We start from the raw sequence: 11869 nt of genomic DNA on the forward strand, positions 1-11869 counted from the left end.
GCCGGTCACTCCAGGGCGCGGGACGCTAGGCGTTGCGCCCCGCAAGATCAATCAGCGGCCGCTGGCAGTCTTCACGCCTCGACCACATCCAGCATGTTGTGCTCGGCCAGGAAAGCGTCGTGCTCAGGCATGGCGTCGACCAGTTGGGTCGTCTGCCGCTGAATCAGCGCGAAACTCGCTGCGGTCTCCCGCGCATCTGCCCGATCGGCAAGCGGATTGTGGCCTCGGGGGGAAATCCCTTGGCCCAGCATCACCGCCAGCCATGAACTCTGGGAGAACAGCTCGTCGGGTCGCGAAAGCAGCATCCCGCGATCCCGGAAGATGGCGACGCGTTCTTCAAGGCTCTCGGGGATGGGCATGGTGGCGACGTACTCCCAGAACGCCGAGTCCCGCCGGGTGGTCGCGTGATAGTGCAGGATGATGAAATCCCGCACCGTCTGAGCCTCGTCGCGCACCCGGCTGTTGTAGGTCTCGATATTGACCGGGCTGAAGTCGCGGTCCGGAAAATGCTGCAACAGCTTGACCAGCCCTGAGTGGACCATGTGGATACTGGTCGATTCCAGCGGCTCCAGAAAGCCACTGGCCAGGCCAAGGGCCACCACGTTGCGGCTCCAGGCCTTGCGCCGGCGTCCTGTCACGAACCGCAGATGCCTCGGGTCGGCAAGCGGCGCGCCGTCGAGGTTGTCGAGCAGGGTCCGGGTGGCGATCTCCTCGGTGGTGAAGCGGCTGGAGAACACATAGCCATTGCCGGTGCGGTGCTGCAGCGGGATGCGCCACTGCCATCCCGCCTCGCGAGCGGTCGAGGTCGTGTAGGGGGTGATCGGTCCCACCCGCTGGCATGGGACCGCCACGGCGCGGTCCACCGGCAGCCAGTGGCTCCAGTCATCATAGCCGGCCTTCAGCGCGCCCTCGATCAACAGGCCGCGAAAGCCCGTACAATCGATGAAGAGGTCGGCGGCCACCTGCTGGCCATCCTTGAGGGTCAGGCTTTCGACAAAGCCGTCGTCGCCGCGCAGGGTGACGTCGACCACCTCGCCCTCAATCCGCTTGACGCCCATCTGCTCGCTGAAGCGGCGAAGGTGGCGCCCATAGAGGATCGCGTCGAAATGATAGGCCGAGGCGAAGCGCGCCAGCGGCGAGGCCGGATCGGCGGTCGGCGCGGCGACACGCCCACGGCGGGCGGCCTGCTCGCAGATCGAATAGGCCCCGATGTCTTCGGCAAGGCCCTTCTCGCGCAGCATCAGATAGAGCTGATGGAAATCGCCCAACTCGGCGCCGGGACCAAAGACGCCGAACGGGTGGAGGTAACGGCTCTGGGCGCCGCCCCAGCCGACGAACTCGATGCCCAGTTTCAGGCTGGCCTTGGTTTGCCGCATGAAGGCGGCTTCCTTGAGGCCGATCAGGGCGTTGAACTGCCGGATGGCGGGAATGGTCGCCTCGCCGACGCCGACAATGCCGATCTCGGCCGACTCGATCAGCTGTATCGAACAGCCCCGGCCCAGGGCCGAGCGCAGGGCCGCAGCGGCCATCCAGCCTGCAGTGCCGCCGCCGACGATCACGATCGACCTGATGGCCCGCTCAGCCGTCATCCTGAACTCCCCCCGGGCAGCCCCCGCCCGCGCCTGGAAGTCCTATGCCATGGCCGGGACAGCGAGGCGATCACGGCGTTCAGCCGGAATAGCGCGGTAGAGCGTGTTGGGCCGGATCGCCAGACTTTCGCGGGCCTCCTCCAGCGACATGGCGAACAGCGCCGGATAGTCGACCGCCGGCAGCCAGGCCGCCGACTTGCCATTGCGCCAGGCCTCGCGCACGGCGGCGCCGTAGGGCTCGCCATTTCTGGCGCGACCAAACTGCTGCACGCCGACCAGGGCGATGAAGGCAAAACCCAGGCTGCGGGTCTGGGAATAGGAGAAGGCGACCACGCAGACCTCGCCCAGAGCATCCGTGCCGTAGCCGGTCAGGACGTGCCAGACGTCGTGGACATCGCGCAGGCGTCGGCCGTACCAGGCCAGGGGGTGGAGCGCGTCGACATTGGCGTCAGGAATCTTGCGGCTTTCGTCGGCCAGGCCTTCGGCTGAGAGGCCGCGCGGCGCGATGAACTCGCAATAGGCGGCGCCGACCGTCCCCGGTCCGAAGGCGGCCAGCCAGGCAGGATCGGAGAGCCGAACCGCGAACTCGTCGCGCTCATAGGCGATGCGGCCACCCTCGGGCGTGGACAACAGCCGGCGATAGCCATTAGGGATCGCCCTGCCGGCCAGGGCCCGCATGATCTCGAAAACCTGGACGGTGTCTTCCTTGTCGGCGATCAGGCGCCCCATCGCCCTGAGCGCCCGCAGGGGCTGCAATCGGAAGGCGTCACGCCCTTTGACCGCCGGTCTTGCCACGGCGGCCAGATCGAGGACTTGCGTGGCGGCGCTCATGAGGCATGCTCCAACGGACCCCGCAAAGATGACATCGCGTCACCTTTTATCAAGAGGCAATCCGCCAAGCATGGGCAGTCTCAAGAAACGTTCGGTGAATCTGGCCGGCCACGCCACGTCCCTGGCGCTGGAGCCGGAGTTCTGGAGCGTGCTTGAAAGCGCGGCCGCGCAGGACGGGCTCAGCCTCGCGGCCCTGATCCAGAAGATCGATACCGGCCGCGGCGAGCGACCGCTGGCCTCGGCCTGTCGGGTTTTCGCCCTTCACCGCGCCAGCGCCGTTCAGCCAGGACGCGGGGATGTGGGCAGTGGGGCCGGCTGAGGATTTGGCATCGACCCTAACGGAGCCGACGGCGCCCGAAACTGAAGGTCCGGCGACAGGCTCGTAGCCCCGCCCAGACGCCACGCCATCCACAAGGTCAGGACCACGATCAGGGCAATTAATCCGATCATCCAGGCCCCTGATCTTGGGTGGTGCGAAGGTGGGTGTTTCATGGCCGGTCTCAACTGCCCGGCGGCTTGGGCGCGTCCGGAAGCTGGGGCGCCGAGGCCGACACATTGACGTCGATCGACTTCTTCTGGGTGAGGCCGCCGGAATAGACGACGAAGGCGATGATCGCGACGATCACCACCAGTCCGCCGACAATGAACGCCAGGCCGCTGTTGCCGCCGCTGTTGCTCGTGCCTTCGGCCATGTGAGCCTCCCGTGATTGATGTGTCTGATCAACGACCCCCAAGGCCGCAGGTTCCGCAATCGCCCCTTGGGGGCTTAAGCCCGCCACGGTCTGTGCTACATATGTTCCATGTCTTCAGACTTCGACTCGACCTTTCCCGGCGACCTCCCCTCCCCGCGCATCTCCGACCTGGCCCGCCCCCGCGCCCCCGGCGGCGACCCCGCCTATCTGGAGGGGCTGAACCCCGAGCAGCGGGCGGCGGTCGAGACCACCGAGGGCCCTGTACTGGTCCTGGCCGGGGCCGGCACGGGCAAGACGCGGGTCCTGACCACGCGCCTGGCCCACATCCTGACGACCGGCCGCGCCCGTCCCTGGGAGCTGCTGGCCGTCACCTTCACCAACAAGGCCGCGCGCGAGATGCGCGAGCGGATCACCCACATCATCGGGGCCGAGGCCGAGGGCCTGCGCTGGCTGGGCACCTTCCACTCGGTGGCCGCCCAGATCCTGCGCCGGCACGCCGAACTGGTGGGCCTGAAGTCCAGCTATACGATCATCGACAATGACGATCAGGAACGCCTGCTCAAGCAGCTGATCGAGGCCGAGAACGTCGACGCCAAGCGCTGGACGCCCAAGATCCTGGCGGGGATGATCGACCACTGGAAGAACAAGGGCTGGACACCCGAGCGCGTGCCCCCGGCCGAGGGCGCGGAGTTCGCGGGCGGCAAGGGCGTCACCCTTTACCGTCAGTACCAGGAGCGGCTGCGCATCCTCAACGCCTGCGATTTCGGCGATCTGCTGCTGCACAACATCACCATCCTGACCAGCCATCCCGACGTGCTGGCCGACTATCAGACGCGCTTCAAATACGTGATGGTCGACGAGTATCAGGACACCAACATCGCCCAGTATCTGTGGCTGCGCCTGCTGGCCCAGGGCCGGCAGAACGTCTGCTGCGTAGGCGACGACGACCAGTCGATCTATGGCTGGCGCGGGGCCGAGGTCGACAACATCCTGCGCTTCGAGCGCGACTTCCCGGGGGCCAAGGTGGTCAAGCTGGAGCGCAACTATCGCTCCACCGAGCATATCCTGGCCGCCGCCTCGGGCCTGATCACCGCCAACAGGGACCGACTGGGCAAGACCCTTTGGACCGGGGAGACTGGCGGCGAGAAGGTCAAGGTCAGCGGCGTCTGGGACGGCGAGGCCGAAAGCCGGATGGTCGCCGACGAGATCGAGAAGGCCAAGCGGGCCGGCCGCAAATACAGCCACATGGCCATTCTGGTCCGCGCCAGCTTCCAGATGCGGTCTTTCGAAGAGCGCTTCGTGATGCTGCAGATCCCCTACAAGGTGGTCGGCGGCCCCCGCTTCTTCGAACGCGCGGAAATCCGCGACGCCCACGCCTATCTGCGCCTGATCCAGTCGCCCGACGATGATCTGGCCTTCGAGCGCATCGTCAACACGCCCAAGCGCGGCATCGGCGACACGAGCGTCCAGAAGCTGCTGCACATCGCCCGGGCCGAAAGCCTGCCGGCGGTCGAGGCCGCCCGGGCCCTGGTCTCCACCGACGAACTGCCGGCCCGCACCCGCACGGCGCTGTCCAACTTCCTGCGCGACCTGGATCGCTGGCGGGCTCTGGCGGCCACCACCCCGCACCAGCGGGTTCTCGAGGCTGTGCTGGAAGAGAGCGGCTATACCGACGCCCTGCGCCTCGACAAGGGCCCCACCAGCCAGACGCGGCTGGAGAACCTCAAGGAGCTCGTCCAGTCGATGAGCGCCTTCGACACCCTGGAAAGCTATCTGGAGCACGTGTCGCTGGTCATGGACCTGGACAAGGGCGCCGGCGACGACGCGGTCTGGATCATGACCCTGCACTCGGCCAAGGGCCTGGAATTCCCGCTGGTCTTCCTGCCCGGCTGGGAAGAAGGCGTGTTCCCCAGCCAGCGCAGCATGGACGACAAGGGCGCCAAGGGCCTCGAGGAAGAGCGGCGCCTGGCCTATGTCGGCATCACCCGGGCCCGGGAGGAGGCCCGGATCAGCTTCGTGGCCAACCGACAGGTCTATGGTCGCTGGACCAGCCAGCTGCCCAGCCGCTTCGTCGACGAACTGCCCCTGGCCCATGTCGAGGCGGCGTCCGAGACCGGCTATTACGGCGGCGGGCCGGGCATGCAGCAGACAGCGGCCTCGCGCTGGGACGATACCGGCGCCAGTTCGTCGTTCGGCGGTTCCGGCTATGCCAGCCCCGGCTGGAAGCGGGCCCAGGACCGCATGGCCGGCGGGGGCAATTCCTGGAGCAACCCCCGCACCGGCGGCTCGGGCGGGCGCTCGGCCCCGATCGAGGGCGAAGGCCGGCTGGTGGCCGTCTCCGCGCCGTCCAAGGCCAGCGCCTACCAGCGCGGCGACCGGGTGTTCCACGTCAAGTTCGGCTACGGCAAGGTCTCGGCCGTCGAGGGCAACAAGCTGTCGGTCGCCTTCGACAAGGCCGGCGACAAGAAGGTCATCGACAGTTTCGTCGAGAAGGCGTGACATTCAGGCTCCTGGTTCCTCGCCACTCGCCCCCTCCTGACCGCTACGCGGTCGTCCTCCCCCGTAGGGGGAAGACGAGGTCGGCGCGTTTCATCTTCCCCCTCCGGGGGAAGACGGTCGCGAAGCGACCCGTAGGGGGCAAGTCTGGCGGACACGAGCTCGTAGCCTCACGCGGCATCAGCCACTGAAGGGTTGGGGAGGCGCGAAGCGGCCGGGGCGAACCCGGATGACCGTGATGTGTGTTTTGCGTTTCGGCTCGACCTGTCCGCTTCGCAGAAGCTGTTCTTGCGTGAGGATTGGGCCAAGCGAGCGTGTTTCAGCTCTGATACCCAAGAGCCCCCGTACGGGCGCGCATCCCGTCGATCGGCGAACCGTCTCGACGCCGACGATGCGCGATAGGCGGGTTTACGATCCCTCGCCCTCTTCGACCCGCGTTCACCCGGCCGACAAGCCACTCAGCGTTTGGTCCGTCCTTCTGAGACAGCCCGCACACCTCGACCCACCTTCCAGGGCGTCGCGGCCCCGCTCAGCTCCATCCCCATCGCCGCTTTGGGCCGGTACCAAGCGCCCTCCCCCTGCGACGGGGACAGCTATGATTATGCGGGCGGTTTGAGCGCCGAGGATTGGCGCGATCAACTATTTTATAGAGCGTTGATTTCGTTGGACTCGATTTCGGAAAGTACGGGGATACAGTGCGGCGTATCCCCATACCTCCCGTCATTCCCGCCCTTGTGGCGGGAACCCCTGTTTCAGCCCGCACGTGAGGCGCAAGCGAAGTGCGCGCACTTCGCCCCTCCCGCACCTGCGGCGGACAGAGGGGTTCCCGCCACAAGGGCGGGAATGACGGTGATTTATTGGAGAGGCGCCCCGCCCCCCTTCGCGCCGAAGGGAGCCATCCCTGCAACTCACGGCGAGACGATCCCCGGTCTGTCCAGGAGATGTAAAGATAAGCGGGACGCCTGGCGTCCGCTTGTCCAGTTCAACGCGATCTGAAAATCTTGGCAAATGCCAGATCTCCTCTTCGCCGACGCCGAACTTGCCGCGCTCTATGACGCGATGAACCCCGGCCGGGACGACTATGACTTCTACCGCCCGATGGTGATGGCCGCTCACGCGGTCTTGGACGTCGGCTGTGGTACGGGGTCCATGCTGCACCAGGCCCGCGACGCGGGGCATGGCGGGCGGCTTTGCGGCCTCGATCCAGCGCCGGGCATGTTGGCCCAGGCGCGTCGGCGCGACGATGTCGAATGGGTGCTCGGCGACCTCTCATCGGTCGGCTGGGACGCAGAGTTCGACCTGGTCGTTATGACCGGGCACGCCTTCCAGGTTCTTGTCGAGGATGACGAATTGCGCGACGCCCTGGCGAGTATTCATGCCGCCCTGAAGCCGGGCGGCCGCTTCGCCTTCGAGACCCGCAATCCATCCGCCCGGGCGTGGGAGGCATGGGAATCCGAGGTTCGCAGCGCCTTCGCCGGTCCCCACGGAGAAAGCGTGCAGGTGAGCCGGAAGGTCACAACGCCCTTCAATGGGCGGGTGGTGTCGTTCTCACACACCTTTCAAAGCGCGGCGTGGGACCAATCGCGGGTCAGCCACAGCACCCTGCGGTTCATCGGCAAGGCCGACCTCGACGCGGAACTGGCACGCGCAGGTCTGAGGCCGGAGGCCCAGTTTGGGGACTGGGACGAGAGCTCTCTCACCGAGACCAGCCCCGAAATCATCACCATCGCCCGCCGAATCTGAAAGTTCGCCTCCCTCCTCGGCCCGTCAAAAGGACCGCCCTTCGACGGTGACAAGGGCCCGCGTCCAGCCCTTCGCTCTCCTTCGGCCAACACCGACCCGGCAGGATTTCTTGCCGCCCATCGAACGGAACCCCGCGCCAGACGCTATGCGTCCATGGACTTCGATCTGACGCCCCTGAAGACCTTCGCCGTCTCACGGCCGGTGCTGTACGGCGCGCCGCTGGCGGCCTTGCTGGGCGTGGCTCTGGGACTGGTGTTTCAGGTCGGATCCCAGACCGAACCCTTTGTTGAAGCCCGGCCGCTCAATCGCGCCGCGCTGGAAGACCATGCCCAGCCGATCGGCTGGCCATCGGGCAAGGTCCCGGACTATGTGATCGGCACCGATTTCCTGGCGCAGACCCGTCCGCTCGAGACCTATTCGCCGCACTACGAGATCGAGCCGCCGGCCATGGTCTATGCCGCCCCCGAGCCCGAGCCACCCGCCCTGGTCGCCGCCCGCCCCGCGCGCGATGAGACCCGCTGGGCCTCGACCCGGGGCGACATCCTGGACATCCGCCTGCCCGAGGATGAGCCGGCCCGGCCGACTTTGCTGAACTAGGCGGCCCCAAAGGCTCGCCTTTCGGCTCCAGGATCGGTACTGGAGCGGCATGACCGACTATACGCCCCAACAGATCGTCGCCCGCGGCGACCGCGCCGACGCCGAAGCCGCCGCCGACGCCATCGACAACCATCCCGGCCTCGAAGGCGCGACCTACTCGATCCTGGAAGAGGACGAGGACAAGAACATCTGGCGGATCGACGCCTTCCCCACCACCCAGGACGAGTCCGAGGGCCTGGCGCAGGTGCTCGCGGGCTTCAAGGTCAAGGTGACCACCGAGGTTCTGGCCGACGCCGACTGGCTGGCCATGGCGCTGTCGGGCCTGCCGCCGGTGCGGGCGGGCCGCTTCTTCGTCTATGGCATGCACGATCGCGGCCGCCTGCCGGCCAGCACCGTCAACCTGCGCATCGAGGCCGGGGCGGCCTTCGGCACCGGCCACCACGGCACCACCGTGGGCTGCCTGCAGGCCTATGACCGTCTGCTCAAGGCTCGCAGCTTCAAGAAGGTGCTGGACGTCGGGGCCGGCACCGGCCTGCTGGCCATCGCCGCGGCCCGGACCGGCAGCAAGCTGGCGGTCGGCACCGATATCGACCGTCCCAGCGTGCGGATCGCCCGCGAAAACGCCAAGGTCAACCAGACCAACGCCAAGTTCGTCCACGCCTCGGGCCTGGGCGACCGGCTAGTAGCCGACAACGCCCCCTATGACCTGGTGTTCGCCAACATCCTGGCCCGGCCGCTGATCAGCCTGGCCCAGGACATCAAGCGCGCCCTGGTCCCCGGCGGCACGGTGATCCTGTCGGGCCTGCTGCGCACCCAGGAGCGGATGGTCAAGGCCGCCTACCTGTCGCGCGGCTTCAAGGTCGTCAGCCGCATCCATCGCGACGCCTGGGCGACCCTGGTTCTGCAACGTCCCTGAGACCGAGCGGAACCGGCGGGCCAGGGGCCACGTTTCTAGAGCCATCACTCTTGGTTCAAGGAACAGCCCGATGGCCTATGTCGATCCCCAGACCCCGCCGACTGAGCGCGTCGTCGTAGTCCGCCGCGAAGGCAACACCACCGGCTGGATGGTGGCGGGCATCGTCGCGGTCGTCGCGGTGATCGCCGTGGCCTTCATGCTGAACCAGCGCCCGGCCGACACGGCCCAGGACCAGCTTCTGCAGGCTCAGGAGCAAGGCCGCGCCGCCGGCGTGATCGAGGGCGCGCAGTCCAGCATGGCCATCAGCGCCCAGCAGGCCCAGTTGGCCGCCGAGGCCGCCGCGCAAACCGCCGGGGCTGCGGCCGACGAGGCCCGCCGCGACACCGAGCGCTCGGCCGCAAACGCCAGCCAGGCTGCTCAGGACGCCGCCGACCGTGTGGCCGCCACCGGCGACACCGCGCCGGCGGCCAACGCGCCGGTCGCCGCTTCCCCGCAATAATCATCCTCTTCCCAGGCTCGGGTCGGGGGATTACATCGGGGTATGCGTCAGACCTTCGATGAATCCACCGACCCGTCCTTCGGCCCCCGTCACGTTCCGCTGATCCGCGCCGCCATGGCCCGCCAGGGTCTGGACGGCTTCCTCGTGCCGCACGAGGACGAGCATCAGAACGAGTACCTGCCCGCCGCCAATGACCGTCTGGCCTGGGCCAGCGGCTTCACCGGCAGCGCCGGGGCCGGCGTGATCATGATCGACCGCGCCGCAGTATTCGTCGACGGCCGCTACACCCTGCAGGTGCGCGAGCAGGTCGACCAGAGCGTGTTCGAGATCCGCGACCTCGTCGAGGGCGGCGTCCCGGCCTATCTCGAGACCGCAAAGCCGGGCGCCGTCATCGGCTATGACGCCCGCCTGCACAGCCCGCAGGCCCTCGACAGCCTCAAGGCCGCCGCTGCCAAGGTCGGTGCGGAACTCAAGCCCGTCGCCGTCAACCCGCTGGACGAAGCCTGGGGCGCCCAGCGCCCGGCGCAACCGGCCGCGCCCATCGTGCCGCAGCCCGTCGACTATGCCGGCGAGGACTCCGCCTCCAAGCGCGGCCGCGTGGGGGCCAGCCTGACCGGCCTCGGGGCCGACGCCGCCGTGATCACCGCCCCGGCTTCGATCGCCTGGCTGTTCAATGTGCGCGGCGGCGATGTGATCCGCTCGCCCCTGCCGCTGTCGCAAGCCATCGTCAACAGCGATGGCACGGCGCGCCTGTTCATCGACCCGGCCAAGGTCACCGCCGACCTGCCGGCCTGGCTGGGCAACCAGGTGTCGCTGGAAACCCCGGACGCCTTGGACGCCGCCCTGGCCGAGCTGGCCGGCAAGGCCGTGCTGGTCGACCCCGGCCAATCCTCGGCCTGGTACTTCGATACCCTGACCGCCGCCGGCGCCAGGGTGGTGCGCGGCATGGATCCCTGCACGATGCCGCGGGCCTGCAAGAACGACGTCGAGATCGACGGCACGCGCGAGGCGCACCGCCGCGACGGCGCCGCCCTGACCCGGTTCCTGCACTGGCTGGCCACCGACGGTCAGATCAATCCGCCGGACGAGAAGGAAGCCGTCGCCAAGCTGGAAGGCTTCCGCGAAGCCACCGGCCTGCTCAAGGACCTGTCGTTCGACACCATCGGCGCCGCGAACGGCCACGGCGCCCTGCCCCACTATCGCCCGACCGAGCGCAGCAACCAGCGCGCCGCGATGGGCTCACTGCTGCTGGTCGACAGCGGCGGTCAGTATCTGGACGGCACCACCGACGTCACCCGCACGGTGGCGATCGGCGAGCCCTCGGCCGAGATGATCCAGCGCAACACCCTGGTGCTGAAGGGCCATCTGGCCATCGCCCGCCTGCGCTTCCCGGCCGGCACCACCGGCTCGGCCATCGACGCCTTCGCCCGCGCCGCCCTGTGGAGCCATGGCCTGGACTACGATCACGGCACCGGCCACGGCGTCGGCGTCTATCTGGGCGTCCACGAAGGCCCGCAGCGGATCTCCAAGGCGCCCAACACCATCGCGTTGCAGCCCGGCATGATCGTCTCCAACGAGCCTGGCTTCTACAAGGACGGCGAATACGGCATCCGGATCGAGAACCTGGAAGTGGTCATGCCGGCCGAGGACATCGCCGGCGGCGAGCGCCCGATGCACCGCTTCGAGGCCCTGACCCTGGCCCCCATCGACCGCCGCCTGATCGACAAGGCCCTGCTGTCGGCCGAAGAGGTCGCCCAGTTCGACGCCTATCACGCGCGGGTGCTCAAGGAGATCGGCCCCCGGGTCGACGCCGAGGTGCGAGCCTGGATGGAAGCGGCCTGCGCGCCGCTTTAGTCAGATCCTCCCCCTCCGGGGGAGGTGGCCCAGAGGGCCGGAGGGGGCTAACTGGGCCTATGCCGAAAAGGCCCCCTCAGTCGCTCCGCGACAGCTCCCCCAAAGGGGGAGCATCTTACAGCGACCCTACTTCAACCGGTTCCAAACCTGGGTCTTGCACAGCGGCGCGACGACGCAGCCCTTCAGCTTCAGCTGATTGTCGGACAGCATCTCGATCGTGCCCGCATAGGTGCCGCCGTCGTCGGGATTATAGACCGTGCCGCCGGTCCACTTGGCAGGGCCGCCGGTGAAGTCGTACAGCATCTGCAGGCCCTTCAGCGGGCGCCCGCGCTGGGCGGTGGCCTTGTTTCTTTCGTCCTTCAGGGCGGCGTTGGTCTTGAGCTGGTTGGAGGTGACCAGCTTGCCGCACAGGCTGTTGCCGCAGCGGGAGATCTCGACCTGGCCGCCATTGGTCGGCGTGGCCCACAGGCCGGTGACATCGGCGGCGAAGGCGGGCCCGGCCAGCGCGCCGAGCGCCGCGACGGCGATGAAGGTGGTGCGGAACATGGTCTACTCCCTGGGTCGCGCCTGACTGCGCGTTTGACGGCATTGGTTGCGCGATCCGTCGATCAACGGCAAGTCTCGCGGCAAATTGAGGGCGAGATCTTCAGAT

The 11869-nt window shown here is 67.8% G+C and carries 11 protein-coding genes; 7 read left to right on the top strand and 4 right to left on the bottom strand.

Features of this window, described 5'->3' with window-relative positions; all coding sequences use genetic code 11:
* Positions 1-71 precede the first annotated feature (71 nt).
* On the bottom strand, positions 72-1589 hold the full coding sequence (locus tag ACN2C7_RS13490) for a tryptophan halogenase family protein (RefSeq protein WP_419317480.1): 1518 nt from the start codon (positions 1587-1589) through the stop codon (positions 72-74).
* Between the two features lie 42 nt (positions 1590-1631).
* Positions 1632-2420, bottom strand: coding sequence for a Coq4 family protein (locus ACN2C7_RS13495; protein ID WP_419317481.1), 789 nt, complete (start codon positions 2418-2420; stop codon positions 1632-1634).
* A 70-nt stretch (positions 2421-2490) separates the two neighbouring features.
* On the opposite strand from ACN2C7_RS13495, the gene ACN2C7_RS13500 reads away from it, so the two are divergent.
* Positions 2491-2739: a ribbon-helix-helix domain-containing protein gene (locus ACN2C7_RS13500; protein WP_419317482.1), complete on the top strand. Its 249-nt coding sequence runs from the start codon at positions 2491-2493 to the stop codon at positions 2737-2739.
* 181 nt (positions 2740-2920) lie between these two features.
* On the opposite strand, the gene ACN2C7_RS13505 is transcribed toward ACN2C7_RS13500, so the two are convergent.
* A complete protein-coding gene (locus ACN2C7_RS13505) occupies positions 2921-3112 on the bottom strand; it encodes a hypothetical protein (protein ID WP_419317483.1) in 192 nt (63 codons plus the stop codon).
* 108 nt (positions 3113-3220) lie between these two features.
* Between ACN2C7_RS13505 and ACN2C7_RS13510 the strand changes: the two genes are divergently transcribed.
* The 6 genes from ACN2C7_RS13510 to ACN2C7_RS13535 all read left to right on the top strand — a co-directional run bounded on the left by ACN2C7_RS13510 (position 3221) and on the right by ACN2C7_RS13535 (position 11217).
* Positions 3221-5611, top strand: coding sequence for an ATP-dependent helicase (locus ACN2C7_RS13510; RefSeq protein ID WP_419317484.1), 2391 nt, complete (start codon positions 3221-3223; stop codon positions 5609-5611).
* 1005 nt (positions 5612-6616) lie between these two features.
* Complete coding sequence (locus tag ACN2C7_RS13515; RefSeq protein WP_419317485.1) at positions 6617-7351, top strand: class I SAM-dependent methyltransferase; 735 nt, start codon at positions 6617-6619, stop codon at positions 7349-7351.
* A gap of 153 nt (positions 7352-7504) precedes the next feature.
* The gene (locus ACN2C7_RS13520) at positions 7505-7948 is read left to right on the top strand and encodes a hypothetical protein (RefSeq protein ID WP_419317486.1); all 444 of its coding nucleotides are present in this window, start codon (positions 7505-7507) and stop codon (positions 7946-7948) included.
* A gap of 49 nt (positions 7949-7997) precedes the next feature.
* A complete protein-coding gene (locus tag ACN2C7_RS13525; RefSeq protein ID WP_419317487.1) occupies positions 7998-8864 on the top strand; it encodes a 50S ribosomal protein L11 methyltransferase in 867 nt (288 codons plus the stop codon).
* Positions 8865-8934: 70 nt separating this feature from the next.
* Positions 8935-9363, top strand: a complete 429-nt coding sequence (locus tag ACN2C7_RS13530) for a hypothetical protein (protein WP_419317488.1) — start codon at positions 8935-8937, stop codon at positions 9361-9363.
* 42 nt (positions 9364-9405) lie between these two features.
* Positions 9406-11217 (top strand): aminopeptidase P family protein, encoded by a 1812-nt coding sequence (locus ACN2C7_RS13535; RefSeq protein WP_419317489.1) that lies wholly within the window; start codon positions 9406-9408, stop codon positions 11215-11217.
* Positions 11218-11343: 126 nt separating this feature from the next.
* On the opposite strand, the gene ACN2C7_RS13540 is transcribed toward ACN2C7_RS13535, so the two are convergent.
* Entirely contained in the window at positions 11344-11763 is a 420-nt protein-coding gene (locus tag ACN2C7_RS13540) for a DUF2147 domain-containing protein (protein ID WP_419317490.1), read from the bottom strand.
* Positions 11764-11869 lie beyond the last annotated feature (106 nt).

The organism is Caulobacter sp. ErkDOM-E (genome assembly GCF_048541895.1).
Lineage (GTDB): Bacteria > Pseudomonadota > Alphaproteobacteria > Caulobacterales > Caulobacteraceae > Caulobacter.